Source organism: Hydrogenophaga sp. GW101-3F08 (genome assembly GCF_059424585.1).
Genome location: NZ_JBWKZP010000005.1, coordinates 222,650 through 248,782 on the forward strand (window position 1 = coordinate 222,650; position 26,133 = coordinate 248,782).

Annotated in this window: 23 protein-coding genes and 2 riboswitches; of the genes, 6 read left to right on the forward strand and 17 right to left on the reverse strand. The window is 69.2% G+C overall.

Features of this window, described 5'->3' with window-relative positions; genetic code table 11:
• Position 1: 1 nt before the first annotated feature.
• The 3 genes from AC07YZ_RS15035 to AC07YZ_RS15045 all read right to left on the reverse strand — a co-directional run bounded on the left by AC07YZ_RS15035 (position 2) and on the right by AC07YZ_RS15045 (position 3,118).
• Positions 2-934: an ABC transporter permease gene (locus AC07YZ_RS15035; protein WP_494795317.1), complete on the reverse strand. Its 933-nt coding sequence runs from the start codon at positions 932-934 to the stop codon at positions 2-4.
• 59 nt (positions 935-993) lie between these two features.
• Positions 994-1,112, reverse strand: a riboswitch (guanidine-I (ykkC/yxkD leader).
• Positions 1,113-1,329: 217 nt separating this feature from the next.
• The gene (locus AC07YZ_RS15040) at positions 1,330-1,968 is read right to left on the reverse strand and encodes a LysE family translocator (protein ID WP_494795318.1); all 639 of its coding nucleotides are present in this window, start codon (positions 1,966-1,968) and stop codon (positions 1,330-1,332) included.
• 202 nt (positions 1,969-2,170) lie between these two features.
• Positions 2,171-3,118 carry a helix-turn-helix domain-containing protein gene (locus tag AC07YZ_RS15045; RefSeq protein ID WP_494795319.1) on the reverse strand — a complete coding sequence of 316 codons (948 nt, stop codon included), beginning with the start codon at positions 3,116-3,118 and terminating at the stop codon, positions 2,171-2,173.
• Positions 3,119-3,248: 130 nt separating this feature from the next.
• On the opposite strand from AC07YZ_RS15045, the gene tynA reads away from it, so the two are divergent.
• Positions 3,249-5,525, forward strand: coding sequence for a primary-amine oxidase (gene tynA, locus AC07YZ_RS15050; RefSeq protein ID WP_494795320.1), 2,277 nt, complete (start codon positions 3,249-3,251; stop codon positions 5,523-5,525).
• 111 nt (positions 5,526-5,636) lie between these two features.
• Complete coding sequence (locus AC07YZ_RS15055) at positions 5,637-6,194, forward strand: glycine zipper 2TM domain-containing protein (protein WP_494795321.1); 558 nt, start codon at positions 5,637-5,639, stop codon at positions 6,192-6,194.
• Between the two features lie 101 nt (positions 6,195-6,295).
• Here the strand turns inward: AC07YZ_RS15055 and AC07YZ_RS15060 are convergent, their stop codons facing one another.
• A complete protein-coding gene (locus AC07YZ_RS15060) occupies positions 6,296-7,108 on the reverse strand; it encodes an MBL fold metallo-hydrolase (RefSeq protein WP_494795322.1) in 813 nt (270 codons plus the stop codon).
• Between the two features lie 245 nt (positions 7,109-7,353).
• Here AC07YZ_RS15060 and AC07YZ_RS15065 point away from each other — a divergent pair, with 245 nt between their 5' ends.
• Positions 7,354-9,642, forward strand: coding sequence for a hypothetical protein (locus AC07YZ_RS15065; RefSeq protein ID WP_494795323.1), 2,289 nt, complete (start codon positions 7,354-7,356; stop codon positions 9,640-9,642).
• Positions 9,643-9,681: 39 nt separating this feature from the next.
• Here AC07YZ_RS15065 and AC07YZ_RS15070 read toward each other — a convergent pair whose 3' ends face one another.
• From AC07YZ_RS15070 to AC07YZ_RS15105, 8 genes are all read right to left on the reverse strand, one after another.
• Positions 9,682-10,470: a hypothetical protein gene (locus tag AC07YZ_RS15070; protein WP_494795324.1), complete on the reverse strand. Its 789-nt coding sequence runs from the start codon at positions 10,468-10,470 to the stop codon at positions 9,682-9,684.
• Positions 10,467-11,138, reverse strand: a complete 672-nt coding sequence (locus tag AC07YZ_RS15075) for a cysteine hydrolase family protein (protein ID WP_494795325.1) — start codon at positions 11,136-11,138, stop codon at positions 10,467-10,469. The genes AC07YZ_RS15070 and AC07YZ_RS15075 overlap by 4 nt, the downstream gene beginning before the upstream one ends.
• On the reverse strand, positions 11,135-11,926 hold the full coding sequence (locus AC07YZ_RS15080; RefSeq protein ID WP_494795326.1) for a creatininase: 792 nt from the start codon (positions 11,924-11,926) through the stop codon (positions 11,135-11,137). Before AC07YZ_RS15080 ends, AC07YZ_RS15075 begins: the two co-directional genes overlap by 4 nt.
• A gap of 14 nt (positions 11,927-11,940) precedes the next feature.
• A complete protein-coding gene (locus AC07YZ_RS15085; RefSeq protein WP_494795327.1) occupies positions 11,941-12,879 on the reverse strand; it encodes a DMT family transporter in 939 nt (312 codons plus the stop codon).
• Positions 12,880-12,994: 115 nt separating this feature from the next.
• On the reverse strand, positions 12,995-13,759 hold the full coding sequence (locus AC07YZ_RS15090) for an SDR family NAD(P)-dependent oxidoreductase (protein ID WP_494795328.1): 765 nt from the start codon (positions 13,757-13,759) through the stop codon (positions 12,995-12,997).
• Positions 13,759-14,772: a fatty acid desaturase gene (locus AC07YZ_RS15095; protein ID WP_494795329.1), complete on the reverse strand. Its 1,014-nt coding sequence runs from the start codon at positions 14,770-14,772 to the stop codon at positions 13,759-13,761. Before AC07YZ_RS15095 ends, AC07YZ_RS15090 begins: the two co-directional genes overlap by 1 nt.
• Positions 14,773-14,861: 89 nt before the next feature.
• Positions 14,862-15,890, reverse strand: a complete 1,029-nt coding sequence (locus AC07YZ_RS15100; protein WP_494795330.1) for an ABC transporter substrate-binding protein — start codon at positions 15,888-15,890, stop codon at positions 14,862-14,864.
• A gap of 52 nt (positions 15,891-15,942) precedes the next feature.
• Positions 15,943-16,044: riboswitch (guanidine-I (ykkC/yxkD leader) on the reverse strand.
• A 203-nt stretch (positions 16,045-16,247) separates the two neighbouring features.
• Positions 16,248-17,546 carry an NAD(P)/FAD-dependent oxidoreductase gene (locus tag AC07YZ_RS15105; protein WP_494795331.1) on the reverse strand — a complete coding sequence of 433 codons (1,299 nt, stop codon included), beginning with the start codon at positions 17,544-17,546 and terminating at the stop codon, positions 16,248-16,250.
• A gap of 319 nt (positions 17,547-17,865) precedes the next feature.
• Between AC07YZ_RS15105 and AC07YZ_RS15110 the strand changes: the two genes are divergently transcribed.
• From AC07YZ_RS15110 to AC07YZ_RS15120, 3 genes are read left to right on the forward strand one after another with little or no spacing between them, the layout of a single operon-like run.
• Positions 17,866-18,108 carry a hypothetical protein gene (locus AC07YZ_RS15110; protein ID WP_226494224.1) on the forward strand — a complete coding sequence of 81 codons (243 nt, stop codon included), beginning with the start codon at positions 17,866-17,868 and terminating at the stop codon, positions 18,106-18,108.
• A gap of 28 nt (positions 18,109-18,136) precedes the next feature.
• Positions 18,137-19,300: a mechanosensitive ion channel family protein gene (locus AC07YZ_RS15115; RefSeq protein ID WP_494795332.1), complete on the forward strand. Its 1,164-nt coding sequence runs from the start codon at positions 18,137-18,139 to the stop codon at positions 19,298-19,300.
• Between the two features lie 39 nt (positions 19,301-19,339).
• A complete protein-coding gene (locus AC07YZ_RS15120; protein WP_494795333.1) occupies positions 19,340-20,236 on the forward strand; it encodes an NUDIX hydrolase in 897 nt (298 codons plus the stop codon).
• Positions 20,237-20,264: 28 nt separating this feature from the next.
• Here AC07YZ_RS15120 and AC07YZ_RS15125 read toward each other — a convergent pair whose 3' ends face one another.
• The 5 genes from AC07YZ_RS15125 to AC07YZ_RS15145 form a co-directional block, all read right to left on the reverse strand.
• Positions 20,265-21,293 (reverse strand): aldose epimerase family protein, encoded by a 1,029-nt coding sequence (locus AC07YZ_RS15125; RefSeq protein WP_494795334.1) that lies wholly within the window; start codon positions 21,291-21,293, stop codon positions 20,265-20,267.
• Positions 21,294-21,297: 4 nt separating this feature from the next.
• A complete protein-coding gene (locus tag AC07YZ_RS15130) occupies positions 21,298-22,431 on the reverse strand; it encodes an L-talarate/galactarate dehydratase (RefSeq protein WP_494795335.1) in 1,134 nt (377 codons plus the stop codon).
• Between the two features lie 19 nt (positions 22,432-22,450).
• On the reverse strand, positions 22,451-23,419 hold the full coding sequence (locus AC07YZ_RS15135) for a Bug family tripartite tricarboxylate transporter substrate binding protein (protein WP_494795336.1): 969 nt from the start codon (positions 23,417-23,419) through the stop codon (positions 22,451-22,453).
• Positions 23,420-23,567: 148 nt separating this feature from the next.
• Entirely contained in the window at positions 23,568-25,115 is a 1,548-nt protein-coding gene (garD, locus tag AC07YZ_RS15140) for a galactarate dehydratase (protein ID WP_494795337.1), read from the reverse strand.
• A 31-nt stretch (positions 25,116-25,146) separates the two neighbouring features.
• On the reverse strand, positions 25,147-26,106 hold the full coding sequence (locus AC07YZ_RS15145; RefSeq protein ID WP_494795338.1) for a 2-hydroxyacid dehydrogenase: 960 nt from the start codon (positions 26,104-26,106) through the stop codon (positions 25,147-25,149).
• Positions 26,107-26,133 lie beyond the last annotated feature (27 nt).

The window sequence follows — 26,133 nt, forward strand, 5'->3', positions numbered from 1 at the left end:
ATCAGCCTTTCAGGTACAGCCAGGGGAAGGCGCGGCGGTGCAGCCAGCGGAACAGCTGGTCCGTCACCAGCCCGATGAGGCCGATGACGATGATCCCGGCGAAGATGGTGTCGGTCTGCAGGAAGCGCTGCGCGCGCAGGATGGCGTAGCCCAGGCCCGAATTCGCGGCCACCAGCTCGGCGACCACCAGGTAGGTCCAGGCCCAGCCCATGGTGATGCGCAGGGTGTCGAGCAGCGCCGGCTTGGCGCTCGGCAGGATCACCTTTTCCACCAGCTCCCAACGGCTCGCACCCATGGTCTGCGCCGCCTCCACCTGCGCGGCCGGCACGCGGCGCACGTCTTCCGCCACCATCAGCACCATCTGGAAAAAAGTGCCGATGAAGATGATGGAAATCTTGGAGCCCTCGTCGATGCCCACCCACAGCATCACCAGCGGAATGAAGGCGACCGCCGGCATGTAGCGGATCAGGTCGGTCAGCGGCTCCAGCAGCGCCTGCACCGAGCGGAACGAACCGATCAGCAGCCCCAGCGGCAGCGCGATCACCGCCGAGAGCACGAAGCCCGCGACCACGCGGTAGACGCTGATGCCCATGTCTTCGAGCAGGTTGTTCTCCAGCGCCCAGTCCCAGGTCTTTGACAACACGGCCAGCGGCGAGGGCATGAAGGTCGGGTCCATGCCACCCCAGGCCGCCAGCGCCGCCCACATCAGCAGCGGGGTGATCAAGCCGGTGAGCGCCAACCCCCAGTAGGCACGGCGCGAAATGCCGGTGCGCACCGTCCAGAAGCCGGTGCGCGGGGGCTTGGGCGTTGGTGCCGTGGCGGGCACAGGCGCGGGCGCCGGCGCCGGCACCGCTGTCGCCGCCGAGGCTGGGGCCTTTGGCAATGCGGCGGCCGACCCGGCAAGGGACGGCGCAAAGGGAGGAAGCTGGGACATGCGGGGCTCCTGGCGAAAGGGACAAACGGCGAGAGAGGCTCGTGCGCAAGCAGCGAAGCGTCTCCCGGGCTTTTGTCCCTCCGTGGAGCCACACGATCGTGGCCGACCGCTCTCGGACCAGACGGCTCAGACTTCTTCGGTGAAGTGGTCTGGGCCCGGAACCCTAGCGGTCTTCAAGGCAAGCGGCGTGCGGTGGCACGGCGCCTCTCTGGTTCAGGGTGTTAGCAAGTAGGGTGCCAGATGGGCATGGGGTGCGGCGTGGTGTGGATGCACCAGGTTGGTGTGTGCGGTGGCTCGGATGGAGGTGCGTGCCCCAAAGGGATACAGCGGCTGCCCGAGCATGCGCTTCGGTTCAGGTGCCAGCAGCCGCTGTCCGGCGCGGATGAGCGTGAGCGTCAGCGCTCGGGGCGCGTGCCCATGGCCGTGAGCACACCCAAGCCGATGAATGATGTTCCCGCGAGCCGGTTGCCCCAGAGGCCGTGCGACGCAGCCCGACGCAGGCGCGGTGCGACGAGACTAGCTGTGAGCACGTAGATGATGTCGGTGCAGCAAGCGATACCCACGAAAACGCCGCCGAGCGCCAGGGTCTGCATCAGCGGGTTGCCGTGGGCATCCATGAACTGCGGCAGAAAGGCGGCGAAGAACATGGTGGTTTTGGGGTTCAGCAGCGCCACCACAAAGCCATCGCGAAAGACGTGCCGCAAGGGCTGCGCCGGCGCCTGCGGCGTGGCGTCGGTGACAGGCGACGATGCCCGCCACATCCGGATGCCGAGGTACACGAGGTAGGCGGCGCCGGCCCATTTCACCGCGGTGAAAGCGGCCGATGACACAGCGAACAAGGCGGCCAGCCCGAGCGCCGCACCCAAGGCATTGGAGAAATTGCCCAGCGCGACGCCCAGCACGGACGCAAGCCCCCATGCGCGGCCCTGCGCCAAAGTGCGGGCCACGATATAGACGACGGCGGGTCCGGGGGTGATGGCCAACACAAGGCTGGCACCAACAAAAGCCAGGAGCAAAGGCGGGTCGGGAAGCATACGGACTCCAGATGTTGAGGCGGCGAGTATCGCGACTCCATCGCCGCTTGCAAAGAACCCCTTGCCGGATGTCGGCATGGAGAGGCGGTGCCCCGCGCCTTGCAGGCACGGGTTGCAAGGTCCGCTTGGGTCGGCACCAGGCATCGATTTCCAAGTCTCCGGTGCGAACCCTTGCGCGTGATCGGGCCCCCGTCTCTGAGCCTCAGGCCGCCACCGCCCCCCGCGTGGCCGACGGCAGCTCGCCGAACAGGGCCTTGTAGTCGCTCGCGAAGCGCGAGGGGTGCCAGAAGCCCCAGCGCGCCGCGATGTCGCCCACGGGCGCTGCCCGGTTCTGGCGCAGTTCACTGCGCACCTGGTTGAGGCGCATGGCGCGCAGGTAGGTCACGGGGCTGATCTGCATCACTTCTTCAAACGCGTACTGCAGCGCGCGGCGCGAGGTGCCGATGGCCTGGCAGAGGTCGGGCACGGCGATCACTTCGTGGGCGTGGGCCTGCATGTACTGCCGGGCGCGGGCGACGATGCGACGGCGGCTGGTGGCCGAAGCGGGCAGCGCGCCCGTCGGCTCGCCCGAGCGCAGGTTGGCGAGCAGGGCATCGCAGAGCGAGAGTGCGAGCATGCGGCGCGCGGCGGGATGGGCGCTGAGGTCGCTCGGGTTTTGCGCGAGCCGCAGGGCGGCGTTGAGCAGCCGGCCGTATTCGACGCAGGCCGCGCTCGTGGGCTTGAGCAACAGGGGCACCGGGGGCAGCTCCGCCCCGTGGCCGTCCACTTGGGCCACCAGCTCGCGCAGGGCCGCCTGGTCGACCGAGAGTGCGAGGATCTGCGTGTCGGCGCTGGCCACGAGATCGAACTCGCCTTGGGACGACACGCCGATGAGTTGTTCGCCCTGCAGGCGGTGGCCACCGAACCAGCCGGGCGATTGCCCGGCGCGCACGAGGGCGACGGAGACGCGATCGGCGCAGACGCGGCCCGCCTGCATGACGGTCTGGTTGGCGCGCTCGGCAAACACCTGCACCGGGCCCACGCGCAGTTCGTCCACCTCGCCCTCGAAGCGTCCGGCCGAGAGCTGCTCGTAGCGCTGGTCCCAGTCGGGCAGGCTGGCGGCCTGTTCCGCGGCATCGCGTGCACGTTTGTGGGAATGATCGAAGTTCATGCCGGCCGCGATGCAAGTTGTGCGCCATTGTTGGGGCCGGCGCAGATTTGCCAAATACGGATAACCCCTCGGTGTCGGCGAACCCTAAGGTGCGGGCCTTGTCCGAACCCGCTTCACGAGGAACCCCACCATGCCCACCCGCTCCCTCCCCCTGGCACTGAGTGCCGTCGCCCTGGCCGCCGCCGCGCTGTGGTCGCCCCTGGCGCTGGCGCACGGCGCCGCCGCCAAGATGGTGCCGCTGAAAAAGGCCGCCAAAGACTTCAACGCCACGGTGCACTGGGACAGCTATGCCCGGGTGTTCACGCTCGCGCGCAACAGCACGCTGGTGCGCGTGAAGCCGGGCGCGAAGACGGCGCAGGTGAACGGCGCGCCGCTGCGGCTGGCCGTGCCGGTGGTGCTGCGCAAGGGCAGGGCGTATGTGGCGGCCGACTTCTTCCAGCAGGTGTTCCAGTCGGGCCTGGACAAGACCTTCGTGGTCGAGCGCAAGCCCAACCCGCTGAACCCGCTGACCTCAGACGAGATCCAGGCCACGCTGGAGGTGCTGAAAGCTTCGGGCCAGTTCAAGCCCGGCCACCGCTTCACCGAGATCGTGCTCAAGGCGCCGCCGAAAGACCAGGTGTGGGCGCACGCGCTGGAGGGCACACCGGTGCAGGCGCCGCGCCAGGCGGCGTTCGTCATCCTCGACGGCCGCAAGCTGATCGAGGGCACGGTGGACCTGGCCACGAAGCGGCTCACGCAGTGGCAGCCGGTGCCCGGCGCGCACGGCATGGTGCTGATCGACGATTTCGGCGCGGTGCAGGCGGCCATCGAGGGCAGCCCGGAGTACGCGAAGGTGCTGGCGCTGCGCGGCATCAACGACGTGAAAAAGGTGGTGGCCACGCCACTGACGGTGGGCTACTTCGACGGCAAGGACGGCCTCAAACAGGAGCAGCGCTTGCTCAAGGTGGTGAGCTACCTGGACGTGGGCGACAACAACTACTGGGCGCACCCGATCGAGAACCTGGTGGCGGTGGTGGACCTGGAGAAAAAGCAGGTCATCCAGATCGAAGACGCGGGTGTGGTCCCGGTGCCCATGAAGCCCACGCCTTACGACGGCAGCGCCGGGCAGACCAGCGCGCCGCGCAAGCCGCTGCACATCACCGAGCCCGAGGGCAAGAACTACACCATCACCGGCAACACGCTGACCTGGCGCAACTGGGATTTCCACATCGGCCTGAACTCGCGCACCGGCCTCACGCTCTCGACCGTGACCTACAACGACAAGGGCAGCAAGCGCAAGGTGATGTACGAGGGCACGCTGGGCGGCATGATCGTGCCCTACGGCGACCCGGACGTGGGCTGGTACTTCAAGGCCTACCTGGACTCGGGCGAGTACGGCATGGGCACGCTGACCTCGCCCATCGAGCCGGGCAAAGACGCGCCGCAGAACGCGGTGTTCCTGGACGCCACCATCGCCGACTTCACCGGCACGCCGATGACGATCCCCAACGCGATCGCGGTGTTCGAGCGCTACGCCGGCCCCGAGTACAAGCACCAGGAAATGGGCAAGCCCAACGTGAGCGTGGAACGCCGCGAGCTGGTGGTGCGCTGGATCAGCACGGTGGGCAACTACGACTACATGTTCGACTGGGTGTTCGCCGAGAACGGCACCATCGGCATCAACGCGGGGGCCACCGGCATCGAGGCGGTCAAGGGCGTGAAGGCGCGCACCATGCAGGACGCGAGCGCCAAGGACGACACGAAGTACGGCACGCTGATCGACCACCACATCGTGGGCACCACGCACCAGCACATCTACAACTTCCGCCTCGACCTGGACGTGGACGGCGAAGCCAACGCGCTGACCGAGATCGACAACGTGGTGACCCCCAACACGGCCGGCGGCCCGCGCACCAGCACCATGCAGACCACGCAGCGCACGGTGGCCAGCGAAAAGCCGGCGGCGCAGAAGTTCGACCCGGCCCACATCCGCCTGATGAGCAACCCGGGCAAGACCAACAAGGTGGGCAACCCGGTGTCGTACCAGCTCATCCCCTACGCCGGCGGCACGCACCCGGTGGCCAAGGGCGCCAACTTCGGCCAGGACGAGTGGATCTACAACCGCCTGAACTTCATGGACAAGCAGATCTGGGTGACGCGCTACCACACGGACGAGCGCTTCCCCGAAGGGAGGTTCCCCAACCGTTCGAACAAAGACACCGGCCTGGGCCAGTTCAGCGCGGACGACCAGGCGATCGTGAACACCGACAACGTGGTCTGGCTGACCACCGGCACCACCCACGTGGCGCGGGCCGAGGAGTGGCCCATCATGCCGACCGAGTGGGTGAACGTGCTGCTCAAGCCCTGGAACTTCTTCAGCGAGACGCCCACGCTGGGGCTGGTGCAGCCAGCGAAGCCCGCGAAGTAAGCGCCTTCCACGCAACCACCCGACAGGCCCTTGCAGCATTTGGAAACCATTGGTCATCATGCGTTGACACAGCCAACCTACATTCCCCTCCACACAAGAAGGAGTGTTGATATGGACAAGTCAATGATGAAGGGCATCGCCGTGGGCGGGTTGGCCATGGTGGTGCTGGGGGCCAGCGCTGTGACCGGGTACAAGACCTTGAACCAGCCGAAGTTTGCCGACGTGGTCGCGGTGAAGGAAGTGACGGAGACCGTGGTGACGCCACGGGAGCGCTGCGAGAACGTGCAGGCGCGGCGGCAGGCGCCGGTGAAGGACGAGCACCGCGTCGCGGGCACGTTGATCGGTGGCGTGGCGGGTGGGCTGCTGGGCAGCAACATCGGCGGCGGCAACGGCAAGAAGCTGGCAACCGTGGCCGGGGCGGTGGCCGGCGGTTATGCGGGTAACCAAGTGCAAAAGAACATGCAGCAGAACGACGTGGTCACGACGACGGAGCGCCGCTGCAGGACGGTGAAGCTCAAGTCGCAGCGGCTGGTCGGGTACGACGTGACCTACCGGCTCAACGGCCAGGACGCCCAGGTGCGCACGTCCTTCCAGCCGGGCGCCACGCTGCCGGTGAAGGACGGCCAGGTGGTGGTCACACCGCCGCCCGAGATGCGTTCGGCAGTTTAGGAAAACATGCATAGATGTCATTCTTTGACGATTGACTAATCATCTATGCCGGCTTTTTGATGGATGCCGACCTGCAGCGCAAGGCGTATTGCTGAACGACTTCAGCGCCAGACAGAAGCCTTTCGCAGGCCTAAGCCCGCGTCGTTCCGGTCCAGATACGCCCGCACCAGCTCGCGCAGCCGCGCCCGCCCGAAGCTCGGGTCGTGTCCCGCGTGCACCACGCTCACCGGCAGTGCCAGCAGGCGCTCCATGGTGCGCGCGTAGGCCACGCGGTCAGAGTGGTGCAGGTCGTCGATGAGCGGGCCGTCGTAGATGGCGTCGCCGGAAAACAGCGTGGCGGTTTTCGCTTCCCAGAGTCCGATGCTGCCGGGCGAGTGGCCGGGCAGGTGCATGACTTCGAAGTGGCGGTTGCCGAGGTCGATGACGTCGCCTTCGTCGAGCCGGCGCGTGACGGTGGCTTGCCTGATTTCCCAGGCCGAGAGGTCGTAGTCGGGCGTGGGCAGGGCGGTGAGCGCGGGGCCGCCGGTGGTGTAGCCGGGCACTTCGATGTTGACTTCGTTGAGGTCAAGGTCGGCCAGCGTGCCGTCGGGGTCGGCGTGGGCAAGTGCGTCGGCTTCGAGGCGGTGGCACCAGCATTCTTCGAACTCGTGGTGGCCGCCCACGTGGTCCAGGTGCACGTGCGTGGCGAGCGCGGCCACGCGCTGGCCGAACAGGTGGCGCGAGGCTGCGTGCAGGCTGCTGACGCCCAGACCGGTGTCGACCATGAGGTCGAGCCCGCGTCCGCGGATGTGCCAGATGTTGCAGCGGAGCAAGGGGATGACGTGCGGTTCGGTGATGAGGGTGATGCCCTCGCCGAGGCTGCGAAAGGTGAACCAGTCGCCCGGGGCCGTGGGCAATGGGGTGGTGGCTTGCATCACAGCGGTAGCCCGCAGCGCGGGCACTCGTCTCGTGCACCTGGGTGGGCGTGGTCGAAATTCATGCGTTCTCCTAGGCAAGTTGTGCGCCATGCCTGGCGCATCTGGGTGGTGTCGCGCGGCATCACGGTGGGTCAGACCTCCATCGCATGGAGGAAACGTTCCCTCCCTTTGTTGATGTGCGCTCGCACCCGCCTGCCTAGCATGGCTGCTCCACGGCATGTCGCCACTTTCAGGAGTTCACCATGGGCATCGACATCTCCAGCGCCATCGACAAGGCTTCGTTGTCCGATGCCTGGGCCTTGAAGCTGCGCGAGCATTACTTCATCGGCCCGCACATTCTGGGCATTGAAGTGACGCAATGTATCCAGTACTTCCGTGCATCGCGCCATCTGACCGACCCCGCCGACCGGGGCCCCAACAATTCCCTGCGGCTGGTGGCCTACAAGACCGCCTGGGTGCGGGTGTATGTGCGCGCGGGCTGGGGCGGGGCGGTGAATCTGACCGGCAACCTGCAGATCAGCGCGCGGCGCAACCGGTGGTTGCCCCTGTGGGTGGACGTGGGCACGCTGACGCCCCAGACACCCGGCACGGTGGCGGCGCAAACGCTGCCCGACTACGCCACCGAACGCGGCACCATGACCGCCACGCTCAACTTCATCGTGCCCGCGGACGACATGGTGGGCCGGATGGCCTTCAAGGCCAACATCTGGCGCGCCGACGACGCCACGGCGGCCATCGTGGACAGTGAAACGGTGGAGGCCGATGTCACCCTGCTGCAGACCTTGCGTGTGCGTGGCCTGATGGTGGCCTACAACGGCCCCAACGCGGCCGGCAACGGCACGCTCAACATCGCCGCGCCCACGGTGGGCGAGCTGCAGACCACCGCGGCCTGGTCGCACACCGTGTTCCCGGTGCAGGCCGAGGGCGTGTTTTCCAGCGCCGGCACCGTGACCCTGACGGTGCCGCTCACCGGCGCCCCGCCGAATCCGGGCGGTTGCTCGGCGGGCTGGATCACGCTCAACGGCCAGCTCGCGGCGGCCAAGGCCAACGACGGCAACCGCACCGACGTCGTGTACTACGGCCTGCTGCCCAATGGCGTGCCCATGGGGCCGGTGATCGGATGCGCGAGCAACGGTGTGACCTCGGGCGGGGTCGGCAATGGCGTGACGATGGCGCACGAACTCGGGCATTTCGCGGGCCTGCCCCACGCGCCCTGCGGCACGCCGGGCAACGCCGCCTACCCGGCCTACGAACCCTACGACCCGGCCGGCACCCCCACGGCGTCCATCGGTGAATACGGGCTGGACATCAACGACGGCACGCTCCACCAGCCCAGCCAGAAAGACTTCATGTCCTACTGCGGCCCACGGTGGACGTCGATCTTCACGCACCAGGTGCTGATCGACAATGCGATCTTCGCCCCGACCACGACCAACCCCCGCTTTCGCATTCCGGAGCTCTACGATCCGTGGTTGTGGCCCTGGGAGTACATCCCCGACCCGGCCCCGGAGCCCTGGGAACACTGGAAAAACCGCATCGAGGACCTGCGCATGCGACCCGTCATCACCCTGATCGGCACCTTCGAGCGCGACGCCTCGATCACCATGCAGCACGTGATGCGTGTGGACGCCCAGTCCACCGTCGCCACCGGCGTGCCCACGAAGATGGTGGCCGAGCTGGTCGGCGCCAACGGCGATGTGCTGGCGAGCGCGCCGGTGATGCGCATCCCCGCCGACGCCCATGGCAGCGGTGGCTGTAGGTGCGGCGGCGGCTGCGGCGACGGGGAGCCGCCGGTGTTCGGCTTCCAGGCCATGATCCCCAACGTGGGCCGTGGCGCGGCGCTGCGCATCGTGCACGTCGGCGCGCTGGACGATGCCGAGGGCCGGTTGAAGCGCCCGCTCACCGTGGCCTGGGAACGCAAGGCGGCCGGGCGGGCGGTCAAGCTCGGTGAGATCGCTGTGAAGCCCGGCGCACGCGGTGTGGCCCTGGCCTGGAAGCTCGACGGCGCGGGCGCCGAGGGTGCGGTGAGCTGCTCGGTGCAGTTCAGCAAAGACGGCGGGCGTTCGTGGAACGGCTGTGCGGTCGGCATCACCGATGGCAAGGCGCTGATCCCGGCCGACGCGCTGCCGAGCGGCAAGCTGCAGTTCCGGGTGCTCGCGCACGACGGCTTTGACACGGCGGTGCGCACCTCGGACGCGGTGGAGATCGCTGTGCGCGCGCCCAACGTGGCCGTGATGTACCCCAGTGCCGGCGCGCTCATCGAAACCGCCACGCCGATGCGCCTGTGGGCCAACGCGATGAGCAGCTCGGGCGAGCGCATCGAGGGCGAGGCCTTCGAGTGGCAGCTGGACGGCAAAACGGTGGGGCGCGGGCGCGAGCTGTGGATCCGCGCACCGAAGCCCGGGCGGCACGAAGCCAGGGTGGTCGTCACCGACGGCCGCAGCAAGGGCGAAGCGAGCGCGGCGTTCACCACCTTCGATCCCGACCAGGACACGCCACCCCCGAGCAAGCCCGCCAAGCGAGGCCGTTGACCGGGTGGGTCCGCCCACCTCCAGGCACATCTGGTGAACCTACCCGTGGGCTGGCCGTTCGTCGTCCACCCACTCCAACACCTGCCAGTCGCCCGCGAGCGGACCCCGTTCCACGCGGGCGTGCTCGGTGTCCACCCGGTGCAGCGCGCAAGGCAGGGCCTGGCCTTCCAGTGCGGGCCGGGTGGCGCGCTCCACCGTCCACACGCCGTGCGCCAGCGTGCCAAAGCCGATGCTGAAATCCAGCAACGCAGCGGCCTGAGCCGGGCGGCGCTGCAGCACATCGCCCAGGGTTTCGTCGGGCACCAGATCGGCCGGCCAGGCGGCAGCGCGCGGGCGCAGGTGCAAGCCGTACACGCCGGCCACCAGCAGGCGCTCGGCGGTGGGCTGGCCACCCGCATCGAGCCGCGCGAGTGCGATGCGCCGGCCGAGCGAAGCGGGCAGGCGCTCCCACACTTCGAGGTAGCGGCCGTGGACGCCGGTCTCGATCACGCGGTCCGGCGTTTCGAACACCATGTGGCCGGCATCGGGTGTGCTGCGCGGGGGCTGGAAGTCGATCGTGCGCTGCCAGGTGCAGATCTCGGGCAAGGCCGGGTCGGGCCGGGTGATGGCGGTGGTGCCGGCGAAGCCTTGCTGCAGCGCCAGGCCGTCGGGCGTGTCGCGCGCAGCCTCCGCAGGCACACGCAAATCGCCGTGCCACAGGCCGGTCTGCAGCCAGCGCACCCAGGTGGTCGTGTCGCGGCCCTCGGGCGATTCCAGCAGGGTGCGTGCCCACACGCCGTGGTATGCGGCGGGCACTCCGAGGTGGCCGGGGTGGGTGGGCGTGTTCATGCGGTGGCTTGCGCGTGCGCCGCTTGCAGCGCCTGCACACATTCGTCGGTGCACAGCACCGAGCCGAAGATGCCACCTTCGACGCCGATCATGGCCAGCGCGGGCGCCTGCAGCTCGGGCTGGCTGGCGGCGGTGGCATCGCCCACGGTGGTGCAGACGTAGCCGCGGTCCACCGCTTCGCGCAGGGTGGAGTGCACGCAGACCTCGGTGGTGACGCCGCAGAGGATGAGCTGGCGCACACCCTGCCGCGTCAGCAGGCTGTCGAGACCGGTGAGGTAGAAGGCGCCGTAGCCGGGCTTGTCGATCACCGCTTCGCCGGGCAGCGGGCGCAGTGCGTCCACAAAGTCGTGCCCCTGTTCACCGCGCACCAGCAGGCGCCCCAGCGGGCCGGGGCTGCCGATGGGCGCGCCGGCTGCCACGCTGCGCGCCATCTTCGCGGGCGGGCAATCCGAGAGGTCGGGCAGATGCCCTTCGCGCGTGTGCACCACCCGCAGGCCGGCGACGCGCGCTGCGGTCAGCAGGCGCTGCACCTGCGGCACCACCGCCTGCGTGCGCGAGATGTCGATGCCGGCCTGGTGGGCGTAGCCGCCGGGGCTGCAGAAGTCGCGCTGCATGTCGATGACGATCAGCGCGGTGCTGACGGGGTCGAAGGCGGGCAGGGCGTTCATGGCGCGGGGCGGGTGAATCCGGTGGTGATGGCTTCGGCCATGCGGCGCGCCACCTCGTCGGCGAGCAGCTTGCCTTTGGCGGCGTCGGAGCCTTTGGCTGACGAGAGCACGCCCGAGGGCGGCACCCAGTCGGTGCGGCTGGGGTACATGTCGTAGGGCGGGAAGTCGGCCGGGCCGTCGTCGGGCAACAGGTCCAAACGCACCAGGCTGGGGTGGTGGTGCAGCATCATGGACGTTTCCAGCACGGCCGCGTGTTCGAGCGCGAAGCCGGGGAAGCCCTCGGGGAAGACGTCGCCCAGGGTCTGTGGCGTCATGAAATCCCAGTACTCCAGCCGCATCACCTGCAGCGCACACGCGGGGTTGGCGGCCTTCGCGTCGCGCAGGCCGAGGTCGATGCCCTCGATCAGGAACCACTGGTTTTCGTAGTGGCCGTTCACGATGATCAGCTTCGTCAGGCCGTGGCGTGCGAACTCGCGCACCGCGTCGCGCACCTGGCCGATCAGCGTGGCGGCGTCCACGCTGGTGGTGCCGCAGAAGTGTTGGCCGCCGCCGCACTTGGGCTGCGACTTGTAGCCGTAGCTCAGCGTGGGCGCGACCAGGCCGCCCACGCGCGCCGCCGTGTCGGCGGCCACGGCGCTGGCGAGCAGGCCGTCGGTGCCCAGCGGCAGGTGCGGGCCGTGTTGTTCGAGCGCGCCCACGGGCAGCAGCACGGGCGGTTGGTCGGCGCGAATGCGCTGCTGGTAGTCCAGCCAGGACAGCTGGTTCATCCACACGGTGTTGTTGTTCATCGGGGTCTCCGGGTTCAGGCGGTGGTTTCGGTGGTGGGTGCGACGGGGGCTTCGGCGGGCGTTCCGCCCAGCGCCTCCACCAGGGCCGCCGCAGCGATGAGCGCGCCACCGGCCCAGCCCAGGGGCGTGAGGCTTTCGCCGCCGAAGGCGAGCGCGGTGCCGACCGAGACCAGCAGCTCGGCCAGCAGGATCACGCCCGCGCGGCTGCTCTCCAGGTGGCTCACGCCGTATTGCCAGGTCACGGTGGCCAGCAGCATCCAGCCAAAGCCGTAGGCCAGCAGCGCCAGCCACACCAGCGGCCCCATCGCCGACAGCACCGCGGGCAGGCCCGGGCCGCCGAGCCCGGTGGCCAGCGCCGAGAGCAGACCGCAGCCGATGAACACCGAGAAGGTCTTGGTGCGCAGTGGCACGCGGTGCGCGGCGCGCGCGATCACGTTGTTGGCGGCGAAGGCGAAGCCGGCCGAGAGCGAGAGCGCGTCCACCCAGGTCAAGGCCAGCGCCGCGGAATCCCCCAGCCCCGGCCCGCCGAGCACCATCCAGAGCCCCACGATGGCCGCGACCACGGCCAGCCAGCGCGTGAGCGGAATGCGCTCTTTGAGGAACAGCCAGCCGCCCAGCACCGACCACACGGGCGAGAGGTAGAACAGGAACATCACCCGCACCACGTCGCCCAGCATCAGCGCGTTGACGAACGAGGTGTTGGCCCAGCCACCCACCAGCGTGAGCGCGAGCACCAGCCCCCACTGCGCGCGCCAGGCGGCGCGGTCGCGCCAGAGCAGCGCCACGGCCAGCAGGCCCACCGAACCGTAGGTGATCAGCGCCACCAGCGGGCCCGAGAGGCCCTGCGCAATGAACCCTTTGAGGGGTATCCACGACAGGCCCCAGAGCGAGGCCGAGAACAGCAGCACGCCGGTGGCGAGGCGGTCGGACGGGCGGGCGGGCAGGAATGTCATCGGTTCTCCATGGCGCCGGAGCAGCGACACCCAAGGGCACCGAGGAACCGGCTTCGCCGGGCCTCTGGTGCCGCCCCCCTTGAGGGGGGTGACGCGAAGCGGCGCGGGGGGTGCTTCATGTCATGACGGAGCCGCCGTTGGGGCCGAGCACCTGGCCGCAATAGAAGCGCGCGAGGTCGGACGCGAGGAACAGCGCGCTGGCCGCGATCTCTTCCGGTGCACCGAGGCGGTGCTGCGGGATCGCGAGTTCCTTCTCCACCCACTCGGCGCTCATGTGGTCGAGCGAGACCATGGCGGTGGCCACCGGGCCGGGCGCGATGGCGTTGACGCGGATCTGCTGCGGCGCGAACTCGCGCGCCAGTGAGCGTGTGAGCCCGATCACACCAGCCTTGGCCGCGCAGTAAGGGGCGTAGCGCTCGCGCCCGAGGATGCCGAGGTCGGACGCGATGTTGACGATGGCGCCGCCACCGCGCGCCACCATGCCGGGCAGCACGGCGCGGCACACCAGGAAGACGGACTTGAGATCGGTGCCGAGCATCTGGTCCCACTCGGCTTCGGTGGTGTCGAGGAAGGCCTTTTCCTGGATGATGCCGGCGTTGTTCACGAGCACATCGACCGTACCGAAGGCCGCGAGGGCACCGTCCACCAGGCGTTGCACCTCGGCCGCCTGGCTCACGTCGGCGCTAATCGCGGTGGCCTGGCCACCTGCGGCTTCGATGGCCTGCACCAGCGAAGCGGCTTCGGCATCTTGCCGAAGGTGGTTGACCACCACACGTGCGCCGGCCTGCGCGAACAGCAGCGCAGCGGCGCGGCCGATGCCGGTGGCGGCCCCGGTGATCAGCACCGTCTTGCCCTGCAGTCCGTAGTTCGGCGACGTCATCAAACCGCCGTCAGAAAAGAAACACCCACGGCACCGATGAAGCCATCGGCCCGGTGCGGTGCGCCGGGCGGCAGCACCGCGCCGTAGTCGCTCGCGAGCACGCGGGTCACGCGGTGGCGGTGGTAGGCGCGCAGCAACTCGCCCACCGTGACCACCTGCGCATTGCCCTCGGGGTACAGCTCGCGGTGCAAACGCGGCAGCTGGTACCAGGGCGCGACCGGGCGCTCGTGGTGCGCGTTGTGGAAACCGAAGTTGAGCCAGACCAGGTTGAGCCACCTGGCGTCCAGGCCCACCACGTCGCTGTAGGTGTTGGCCTGCTCGTAGGCGCGGTCGCGCAGCTTGTCTTTCGGGATCGGCGTTTCGTCGAGGATGGGGTAGGCGTCGTAGGTGTGCTGGAAGCAGTCGGCGAAACGCAGCAGGTGCACGAACAGCAGGTAGGCCAGCGCGTACAGCGCCAGCGCCTTGAGCGACCACCATGCCAGCAGCGCCCAGGCCGTGATCCGCACCACGGCGACACCGATCACACGGCTGCGCGCGGCCTTTTTTCGCTCACCCATGAAGGGCAGCGCGACCACGAAGCCGCGCATGACGAACTCGACCGCGGGGATGTGCAGCCACTCCAGCGCGAGCACCACGCGCCGCACCCGCGGGTGGGCGCGCAGGAAGCCCTGCAGGTCGAAGGTGATGACGTCGGCGCGTTCGATGTGGTGGCGCATGTGTTTGCGGCGCAGGTCGGCGAAGCTGGCGTAGGCGCTGCCGTTGATCCAGCTCATGAACCGGCCCCAGCGCTCGTTGGCCTGCGGCGTGCGGAAGATGGCGTGGTGTGCGAACTCGTGGATGAAGTAGGCCGACCAGGTGAGCGTGAGCGCGACCAGCAGCACGCCCAGCGCGTTGAGCGTCCAGTGGCTCTGGCCCAGCAAGGCGATGCCCAGCGGCCAGCCGAGCACGGTGAACGCCAGCGCGACGGTGTTGGGCCACACGCCGTCGGCGTTGCGGAAAAGGGCTTGTGTCATGGCGGGAACTCCATGCGGGGAACGCGGGGTGGCCAGCGCTCCGCGCACCCGTGCCAGCGGCACGGGCGGCGGAAATCTCTGAGCGGGGTTTACTTGGCCAGCGCCTTGACGAGCGCGGCGTCGAAGGTGGCTTCGGTGGCCGGGACGGTCTTGATCTGGCCCTTGGCCAGGAGCAGCTGGCCGATGATGTCGCCGCTGGCGTAGTACGAGGTGGTTTCCTTCGCCTTCATGAAGGCCTTGGGCATCTCGGCGACGGGGATGTTGTAGACCCCACCGAGCTGTTCCTTCACCTCGGCGGCCGACACGCCCATGAACTTGCCGATGATCTTGTTGGCCTCATCGGGCTTGGCCTTCATGTAGGCCAGGCCGTCAAGGTAGGCCTTCATGATGCCGGTGATCTCGGTGGGCTTGGCCTTGATGACCTTGTCGTCGAACACCAGCACGTCGGCGATCAGGCCTGGCGCGTCCTTCGACGAAAACACCACCTTGAACTTCTTGCCACCGCCTTGGCCGAGCACCTGCGACAGGCTGGGTTCGTAGGTCACGCCGATGGGCAGTGCACCCGAGGCCATCGCGGCCGGCACCGCTTCGGGCGTCATGCTCACGGGGCTGATGTCCTTCTCGCTCAGGTTCACCGTCTTGAGCGCGTAGGAGAGCAGGAAGTCGCTCGGCGAAAGCGGGTTGTAGCCGATCTTCTTGCCTTTGAAGTCGGCCACTTTGCCGATGCTGCCGTCGGCCACGATGGCGTCGCCGCCGTTGGAGTAGTCGATGGGCATCACCACTTTCATGGCGCGGCCCGCCGCCACCTGGCCCACCACCTGGTCGTAGGTCAGCATGCCGCCGTCGACCGCGCCCGAGGCGATGGCCGCTGGAATCAGCGCCGGGTCGTTGAAGACCTGCAGCGAGACCTTGAGCTTGTACTTCTTGTAGAGGTCCAGCGCGTCGGCCACATAGAACGGACCGTAACCCACCCAGACCACGGTGGCCAGTTTCATCGAGGTCTGCGCGAAAGCCGAGGCGGTGGCCAGCGTGAGTGCCAGGCCCAGGGCGGGCTTGAGGAAATGGTGGCGTCGCGAAGAAGAACGCAGGCTGCTGGCGGTGAAGGCGGTGTTTTTCATCAGAGGGACTCCAAGGGTTGGTGGGACGTGCAGAAGAACCGATCGGTGATCGTTCTCCCGGGCTTTTGTCCCTCCGTGGAGCCTGCGATGAGGCCGGCACACTCTCGGACCAGACACCACGCCACGCGTGATCGGAACCCTAGTGCACCTGTGTGCTGAGGATTTGCAGGTCAGACCCCAAACCGCTCTTCTTGCGGGTTGGCTATCAGCAGAAACCATGCCAGCCCGCACCGCAGGGGCACAGCCCCTGGCGCGCCGTGGCGACCGGTTCGGAAACCCCAAGCTGGTGCGGCTGGAGCGGTGCGTGGTGCTGCCGACCGCCCGTTGTTGGTGCCCGCCCGTGCCGTGCCCAGCCTCTCAGTGCAGCTTGACCAGCGGCGTGGCGCGCTTGACGAGGAAGCGCGCCACCGCCAGCACGGCGGTGCGCAGGCTGCCCAGCACCGCCTGGTGGTGCATCAGGTGCAGGCTCACGTACATGGTGCGCGCCAGCGCGCCCTGCACAAACCAGGTGGAGCGGAACAGGTTGCCCATGAGGTTGCCCACCGAGGTCTGCGTGCCCACCGACACCAGCGAGCCGTGGTCGCGGTAGACGTAGGCGCCGGTCCGCTCGGGCCGGCCCATGGCGCGCGCCATCAGCGTCTGGTAGAGGTGGCTGGCCTGCTGGTGCGCGGCCTGCGCGCGCGGGGGCACCCAGCCGCCACTGGCGGTGGGGCAGGCCGCGCAGTCGCCCAGGGCGAAGATGTCGCTCTGTCCCTTCACCCGCAGCGTCGGCTCCACCTCCAGCTGCCCGCTGCGGTTCGTGGGCAGGCCCAGCGTGGCCAGCATCTCGGGCGCCTTGATGCCGGCGGCCCACACCACGAGGTCGGCGGGGAACACGCGTCCCGCGGCGTCTTCCACCTGGGCCGGCGTGATGCGTGCCACGCGGCAACCGGTCTCGACCGCCACATGGCGTTCCTTCAGCAGCTTCGTGGCCGCCAGCGACACCTTCTCGGGCAGGGGCGCGAGGATGCGATCGGCGCCTTCGATCAGGGTGATCTGCACGTCGCGCTGCGGGTCGAGCCGGCGAAAGCCGTAGCGCGAGTGCACCACGCTGGCCTCGCGCAACTCGGCGGCCAGCTCCACGCCGGTGGCGCCGCCGCCGATGATGACGACGCGCACCTGGCCCGGCGCGCCCGCGCTCTTGCGCAGCTCGGCGGCCGTGAGCAGCTTGAGCATGCGCAGGCGAAAGTGTTCGGCGTCGGCCGGCCGGTTCAGCGACAGCGTGTGTTCGGCCGCCCCGGGCACGTTGAAATGGTTGGCCGTGCTGCCCACCGCCAGCACCAGTTGGTCAAAGGGCAGGCTGCGCGCGGGCACCAGCTCTTCGCCGTGTTCGTCCAGCACCGGTGCCACCTGGATCTCCTTGCGCGCCAGGTCCAGCCCGGTCAGGGCGCCCAGGCAGAAGTTGAAGCGGTTGTCGTGCGCCAGCATTTCGTACGACAGGCCTTCCTGGTGGATGTCCAGCGTGCCCGCGGCCACCTCGTGCAGCGAGGGCTTCCAGATGTGGAACAGCTGCTGGTCCACCAGGGTGACCTGCTCCACGCCGAGCTTTCGGCCCAGCTTGCAGGCCAGTTCCAGGCCGCCTGCGCCACCGCCCACGATCACGATGCGAATGTTCATGCTGTCCTTCTTGTTTCTTGTGTAACGGCGTGTTTTCCGTTGTCCGCGCCCTTGCAGTCAGAGGTTCCCATTTTCCGGCCTGGGCGTCTGCGACAGACCGGACCGCGTGTGTGGGTACGCGGGCAGCCATTGCATACCGCCTCCACAACACCCACACTACGCGCTCCACAGCCCGCCCGGTGGCGACCGACCCGAAGAATCCCAGGCAACCGTGGCGAGCGAGGATGGCGCTGGTGTGCGTTGCCACACAGAAGCGGCCAGGGTTTGATCGGAAACTTGTCGGTTCACGATTCGGCGCTTACCCCCAACGGAGTTCACCATGTCAGGCCAGACCTACCGCATCGAGAGCGAATCTCCCATCGTGAGTCCGTTGCTGCCCGAGTCGGGTCAGGCGGAAATCTGGCTGGACGATGGCGAGCTGGCGGTGGTGGTGGCCGCCAAGAGCCACACCGTGCCGGGCGGCCGGGAAATCCGCGTGGTGCACGTGCCCACGGGCGAGGTCGTGTTCCGCAAGGCGGACGAGCGCGACCGCGAGCCCGTCGAAGGCGGTGGCGTTGGTTGACCCTTCTCGGTCCGGGCTATAAACCGGCATGGAATTTTTCAGCTGGTTGCCCCCCTCCCTGATCGAATGGTTGCCCACCCTGGGCGTGGCCCTGTTGGTGGCGCTGATCGCCGAGACCGTCTACCAGGCCGGTAAACGCATCTTCCTGCGGGCCACGCGCGCCGCACCGGTGACCGCCAGCATGGGCCGGGCCGTGCAGGCGCCCGCCCACGTGCTGCTCTACCTGCTGGCGCTCAACCCGGTGTGGCAGCGGGTGCCCGCCGGTGTGGCCTGGCTGCCGGGCGCGGAGCGCTGGACGGCGCTGCTGCTGATCGGCGCCGTGACCTGGCTGCTGGCCCGCGCCGTGCATGGCGTGGCCCGGGGTGTGATCGAGGCCAACCCGCTGGCCGGCGCGGACAACCTCGCGGCGCGCCGCATCCAGACCCAGACCCTGGTGCTGTCGCGCGTGTCGCAGGGCCTGGTGGTGCTGATCGGGGTGTCCCTGATGCTGATGACCTTCCCGGCCGTGCGCCAGGTCGGCACCAGCCTGCTGGCCTCGGCCGGCGTGGTCGGCATCATCGCGGGCTTCGCGGCGCGCCCGGTGCTGGGCAACCTCATCGCCGGCCTGCAGATCGGGCTGAGCCAGCCGATCCGCATCGACGACGTGGTGATCGTCGAAAACGAATGGGGCGTGATCGAGGAAATCACCGGCACCTACGTGGTGGTGCGCATCTGGGACCAGCGCCGCCTGATCGTGCCGCTGCAGCACTGGATCGAAAAACCGTTCCAGAACTGGACCCGCAGCACTTCCGAACTCATCGGCACCGTGTTCCTGTGGGTCGACTACCGCATGCCGCTGGAGCCGTTGCGCGAGGCGCTGCAGCAGGCCTGCGAGTCGTCCCCGCACTGGGACCGGCGGCTCGCGCTGCTGCAGGTGACCGAAGCGGGCGAGCGCGCCATGCAGCTGCGTTGCCTGGTGACCGCGGCCTCGGCCCCGGCCGCGTGGGACCTGCGCTGCCATGTGCGCGAACAGCTGATCCACTTTATCCAGCGCGAATACCCGCAGTGCCTGCCGCGGCAGCGCTCGGACGTGGTGCTCGAGGAACCACGGGTTGCGCCGCCACCCGTGGGCGAGGCGCCCGCGCCCGCCGAGCCGGTGGAGGGCGGCGCCGAGCAGATGGAAACGCCGCGGAGCCGCAGCAGCCACACGTGAGCGACCCGTGTCCCGGCGGGCCTCGGGGACAATCGCGCCATGGCCATCCCCATCAACGCCGAGACCGTCCACACCCCGCCCGTGCCCGCCGCCACCGTGATGGTGCTGCGCGACGGGCCCACCGGGCCGCAGGTGCTGATGGTGCGGCGCCACGGCAACTCGGGCGTGCTGGGCGGCGTGCACGTGTTCCCCGGCGGCAAGCTCGACGCCGCGGACCGGCAGGTGGACCCGGCCGCGCTGGACCGGCCGGCGGCGCACTGCCTGCGCGGGCTGGGCGAGCCCGGGCTGGACCCGGACACCTCGGTGGGCCTGCACGCGGCGGCGCTGCGCGAGACCTTTGAAGAATGTGGCCTGCTGCTGGGCCTGGCGGTGCAGCCCGGGGCGCTGCGCAGCCTGCGCGAACACACGGCGGGCGGCCTCGGCTTCGCCGCCGCGCTGCGGCGCCTGGGCCTGCCGCTGGCGGTATCGAGCCTGCTGCCGTGGTCGCGCTGGGTCACGCCGCGTGTGCCCTCGGTGACCAACAAGCGTTTCGACACCCGCTTCTTCGTCGCCGTGGCTCCGCCGGAGCAGACCGCGCAACACTGCGCCTTCGAAGCCACCGAGGCCGTGTGGCTGACGCCGCGCGGCGCGCTGGAACGCTTCTGGGCCGGCGAGATCGACCTGGCGCCGCCGCAGATCATGAGCCTGTGCCAGCTCGGCCGCCACGCGGACGTGGCCCAGGTGCTGGCCACCGCGCGCAGCCGCCCGCCCGCGCTGATCGAGCCCGAGCCGTTCGATGACGAAGACGGCGTGCGTGTGATTTGCTACCCCGGCGACCCGCGCCACAGCGTGGCGCAGCGCGCCTGGCCTGGGCCGACCCGACTGGCCTACCGCAACCAGAGATTCGAAGCCGATGGCGGCTTGGCCGCCTTGTTGAGCCTGAGTCCCAGGCCGTAGGTTGGGGTGAGACCCCAACACCCACCCATCAAACCACACCAAACCGGTACCGCGTGACCGCCCGGTACGGCCGCTCCGGGCTCACCCGGTTCTGTGGAAAGCCCGGGCAGTTGACCGCATTCGGGTACTGCTGGGCCTCCAGGCAGATCGCGGCGCGCGGGCGGTGCACCGCACCGCCCTTGCCGGTGTCGGGCACGTCGCTGTTGCCCAGCTGGCCCGCGCCGTAGACCTGCAGCACCGGCTCGCCGGTCCAGACCTCGAGCGTGCGGCCACTCTGGGGGGCCACCAGCCGCGCTGCGGGGCCGTCGCCCGCGGCCAGCACATAGGCGTGGTCGATGTCGGGCAGGGCGCCCAGCTGCTGCGGGCTGCGCAGGTCCAGCGCGTGGCCGTGCAAGGAGTGCAGCGCGCCGGTCGGCACGTTGTCGCCATCGGTGGCCAGCAGCTCGCGTGAATTCAGCTGCAGGTGCTGGCCGTTGATGTCGCTGCCCGGCCCGTCCAGATTGAAAAACGCGTGGCAGGTGAAGCTGGCCGGGCTGCTGCCTTCGGTCATGCTGGCCTCGTGTTCGACGACCAGTTCGTTGTCGTCGGTAAGGCGATAGACCAGGCGCAGGTCCATGTTGCCCGGGAAGCCGTCCACCGCCTGCGCAAAACGGTGCGTCAGCGCCAGCGTCTGTGCGCCGGGCTGCTCGGCGTTCAGCACCTGAAAGCGCAGGCCGGCCGGCCCGCCGTGGATGCTGTGCGGCCCGGCGTTGGCTTGCAGCGCATGGGGCACACCGTCCCAGTCAAAACGCGCTTGCGAAATGCGCCCCGCGTAGCGGCCGATGAAAGCGCCCATGGACGGCGCGCCGGCTTGCAGCGCGGTGAGGCTGTCGTAGCCCAGCACCACGTCGCCCAGCACGCCGTGGCGGTCGGGCGCCAGCAGCTGCAGGATCTTGGCACCGAGGTTGGTGATGGCCACCTCCATGCCGTGGCGGTTGCTCAGCCGGTACAGGCGCACCGGCCGTCCGGCCACACTGGCTTCGAATCGGCGCGGGTCCAGGGCGGGGGTGGTGTGCATAGGGTCAGCGCTGGCCGATCTCGGCGCGCTCGCGCGTCCATGCCCGCGCCTGCTCGCTCAGCGACAGGCCCAGGCCGGGGCGCGTCGGCACCTGCATGCGGCCGTTGGCGATTTCGATGCGCTCGTTGAACAGCGGCTCCAGCCACTCGAAGTGTTCGACCCAGGGCTCGGTCGGGTAGGCCGCGGCCAGGTGCACGTGCAGCTCCATCGCGAAGTGCGGCGCCAGCATCAGGCCGGCGTGCTGCGCCAGGCCAGCGATCTTCAGGAAGGGTGTGATGCCGCCCACGCGCGGGCCGTCGGGCATCAGCCAGTCGGCCGCGCGGTGGCGGATCAGGTCCCAGTGCTCACCGGCGCTGGTCAGCATCTCGCCGGTGGCAATCGGCGTGTCGAACTGCTGCGCCAGCGCGGCGTGGCCCTCGTGGTCGTAGGCGTCCAGCGGCTCCTCGATCCAGACCAGGTTGAAGCCCTCGAGCGCGCGGCACATGCGCTGCGCGGTGGGTCGGTCCCATTGCTGGTTGGCGTCCACCATCAGCGGCACACCGTCGCCCAGGTGTTCGCGCACCGCCTGCACCCGCTGCATGTCGATGCGGCCGTCGGGCTGACCGACCTTGAGCTTGATGCCGCCGATGCCGCGCGCCACCGAGGCCGCGGCGTTCACCTTGAGCTGGTCGATGGGCGTGTGCAGGAAACCGCCCGAGGTGTTGTAGCAGCGCACCGACTCGCGGTGCGCGCCCAGCAGCTTGGCCAGCGACAGGTTCGCACGCCGCGCCTTCACATCCCACAGCGCCACGTCAAACGCGCCGATGGCCTGTGTCGACAGGCCACTGCGCCCCGCCGACGCACCGGCCCAGCACAGCTTGTCCCACAAGCGGGCGATGTCGTTCGGGTCCTCGCCGATCAGGGCGGGCGCGATCTCCTGCGCGTGCGCGAACTGACCCGGCCCGCCGGCCCGTTTGCTGTAGCTCAGGCCCAGGCCTTCGTGGCCTTGCTCGGTCTGCAGTTCGACGAACAGCATCGCGATCTCGGTCATGGGCTTCTGGCGCCCGGTTAGCACCTTGGCGTCGCTGATCGGGGTGGCCAGCGGCAGGACACAGGAGGAGATGCGCATCCAGGCGATGCGGTCGGCAAGCTGGCTCATGGGCGGGCGGCTCCCGTCGTCATTGCGGCTTGATGCCCGCGGTCTTGATCACCTTGACCCAGCGCTGCAGTTCGCTGGCGACGAAGTCCGAGTAGGGCTTGGAGCCCTGCACCGGCACCACGAAGCCGTTGCCTTCCATCTTCTGTTTGATGGCGGGCATGGACATGACTTCCTTGAACGCGGCTTCGAGCTTGGCCACGATGGGCGCGGGCGTGCCCTTGGGCACCGACATGCCCGACCAGCTCAGCGCCTCGAAGCCCGGGTAGCCGGACTCGGCCACCGTGGGCACGTCCGGGTACAGGCTGTTGCGCTGCAGGCTGGAGACCGCCAGCGGGCGCAGCTTGCCGGCCTTGATGTGGGGCAGGGCCACGTCCTGGTTGATGAACATCATCGGGATCTCGTTGCCCAGCAGCGCGGTCATCATGGGGCCGCCGCCGCGGTAGGGGATGCCGGTCATGAAGATGCCCGCCGTCTGCTTGAACAGCTCCATCGCCATGTGGCCCGAGGCCGCGTGGGTATAGCCGTAGTCCAGCTTGCCGGGGCTGGCCTTGGCGGCCTTCACCAGGTCGGCCAGGGTCTTGTAGGGCTGGCTGGCGTTGACCACCAGCACGTTGGGACCGCTGTGCACATGGCTGATGTGGATGAAGTCCTTGACCGAGTCGTACTTGAGGTTGGGGTCCAGGCCGTGGGCCACGGCGTTCTGGCCCACGCCGGTCTGGACGATGGTGTAGCCGTCGGCGGGGGCCTTGGCGCCGCGCTCGGTGCCGATCACGCCACCGGCGCCACCCACGTTCTCGATCACCACCGGCTGGCCGAGGATCTTGGACAGCGGGTCGGCCACCATGCGGGCCATCACGTCGCTGGTGCCGCCGGGCGGAAAGGCGACGATGATCTTGATCGGTTTGCTGGGGTAGTCGCTTTGCGCGAAGGCGCCCAGGGGCAGGGCAGCGAGTGCGGACGCGGCGATCAGGTGTCGGCGGTGGATCATGGTGGTGTCTCCGGGGTGGATGGAAGAAAGACCGGTCGAACAGCCGGCTATGAGGTGAAGGACTCCAGGGCACCGCCGGGCCGGCTTTGCCGGACGGCCAGTGCCGCCCCCCTTGAGGGGGGTGACGCGAAGCGGCGCAGGGGGTGTTTCATGTAATCGGCGCGGGGTTGAAGAGGACGAGGTCGTTGTGCAGGCCCCACTTTTCGGCCCAGGTCTTCTCGCCGCTGGCCACGGCCAGCATGCGGTGGAACAGCTCCCAGCCCAGCTCGTCGATGCTGGCCTCGCCGCTGGCGATGCGGCCGGCGTTGACGTCCATCAGGTCGTGCCAGCGGCGCGCCAGGTCGTTGCGCGTGGCCACCTTGATCACCGGGCATTCGGCCAGGCCGTAGGGCGTGCCGCGGCCGGTGGTGAACACGTGCAGGTTCATGCCGGCGGCCAGCTGCAGCGTGCCGCAGATGAAGTCGCTGGCGGGCGTGGCGGCGAAGATCAGGCCCTTGCGGTTCACCTTCTCGCCGGGCCCGATCACGCCGTGGATGGGGCCGTTGCCGCTCTTGACGATGGAGCCCATGGCTTTTTCGGCGATGTTGGACAGGCCGCCCTTCTTGTTGCCGGGCGTGGTGTTGGCGCTGCGGTCGGCCTGGCCGCGCGCGAGGTAGGCGTCGTACCAGCCGAGTTCGCGCACGATGGCGTCGGCCACGGCCTGCGTGGCGGCGCGGCGGGTGAGCTGGTCCACCGCGTCGCGCACCTCGGTGTTCTCGCTGAACATCACCGTGGCGCCCGCGCGCACCAGCAGGTCGGTCGCAAAACCCACGGCCGGGTTGGCGGTCACGCCAGAGAACGCATCGCTGCCGCCGCACTGCACACCCACCACCAGTTCGCTCACCGGGCAGGTTTCGCGCTGGCGGCGGTTGAGGCGCTCCAGATGGGTCTTCGCCTGCGTGAGGATCGAATCGATCATCGACATGAAGCCGACGTGCTTCTCGTCCTGCAGCACGACCACGTCCGGACCCTGGCGCTCGTCCGAAATCGGGATGCTGCCGGGCGGCAGCAACCGCTCGGGCTGCAGCTTCTCGCAGCCCAGGCTGAGCACCATCACCTCGCCGCCGAAGTTGGGGTTGCTCGCCAGGTTGCGCACCGTGCGGATCGGGATGATGGCGTCCGGCGCGTCGATGGCCACGCCGCAGCCGTAACTGTGCGTCAGGCCCACCACGCCGTCCACGTTGGGGTAGTGCGGCAGCAGCTCTTTCTTGATGCGCTCGACAGCGAACTCCAGCACGCCGGCCACGCACTGCACCGTGGTGGTCACGGCCAGCAGGTTGCGCGTGCCCACGCTGCCGTCGGCGTTGCGGTAACCCTGGAAGGTGTGGCCCTCCAGCGGTGGCAGATCGGCCGGCGGCTGCGGCGCCGGCAGGCCCTGCAACGAGCGGGCCTCGGGCATCACCAGCCGTTGTTCGTTGACCCAGCCGCCAGCGGGAATGTCCACCGCGGTGTGGCCGATCACCACGTTGTAGCGCCGCACGGCGGTGCCGGCGGGCAGGTCGCTCAGCGCGACCTTGTGGCCTTGCGGCACGGTTTGCACCAGCGTGGGGCCACCGGGCAGGGTGGTGCCGGCGGGCAGGCCGCCGTCGTTGACCACCACGGCCACGTTGTCGTCGGGGTGGATGCGGATGGTGCGGGGTGTGTCGGGGGCGTTCATCGGGAAAGGGCCTTGTCGAATGCGATGGGGTTCAGACCGCGCGGGCGGGCAAGGGTTCACCCGCCAGGCCGGCGTGCAGGTTGGCCAGCACCAGGTCGGCCATGGCTTGGCGCGTGTCGTAGGTGCCGCTGGCCATGTGCGGCGCCAGTACCACGTTCTCCATGGCCAGCAGCGCGGCGGGCACGTGGGGTTCGTCGTCGAACACGTCCAGCGCTGCGCCGCCGAGTTCGCCACTGTGCAGGCAGGCGATCAGCGCGGCCTGGTCCACCACGCTGCCGCGAGCCACGTTGACCAGCAGGCCTTTGGGGCCGAGCGCGCGCAGCACCTCGGCGTTGATCAGGTGCCGCGTGCCGGCGCCACCGGCCACGGTGAGCACGAGGAAGTCGGCCCACTGTGCGAGCGCGGGCAGCGAGGGCTCATGGCGCCAGGCCACGCCATCCACCGGGCGGCGGTTGTTGTAGGCGATGTCCATGTCGAAACCGGCCGCGCGGCGGGCCACCGCCTGGCCGATGCGGCCCAGGCCCACGATGCCCAGCCGCTTGCCGCTCACGCGGGTGGTCATCGGGTAGCGGCCCTGCAGCCAGTCGCCGCGTCGCACGAAGCGGTCGGCCGCGGCGATGCGGCGCGCGCCGTCGAGCAGCAGACCCATGGCCAGGTCGGCCACGCAGGCGTTGAGCACATCGGGCGTGTAGCCCACGGGCAGGCCCTGGGCACGGGCGGCGTCCAGCGGCAGTTGGTCGAGACCGACGCCGAAAGAAGAGACCACCTTCAGCGCGGGCAGTTGCGCCAGCCAGGCCGCCGGCACACCCATCGGCGCCGAGGTCACCACCGCCGTGATGCGCGCCGCATCGCCCATGTCGGCCAGCGGCGTGGCGGCGGTCAGCGCTTGCGCACCCAGCACCTCGTGCTGTTCGCGCAGGGCGGCCTCCAGCGCCGGCATCAGCGGGCCGATCTGCAGGACGGTGGAACCGGGGGCGGTGGACGCGGTCATGCGGGGGGTGGCGGAGGCAGGGGGTAA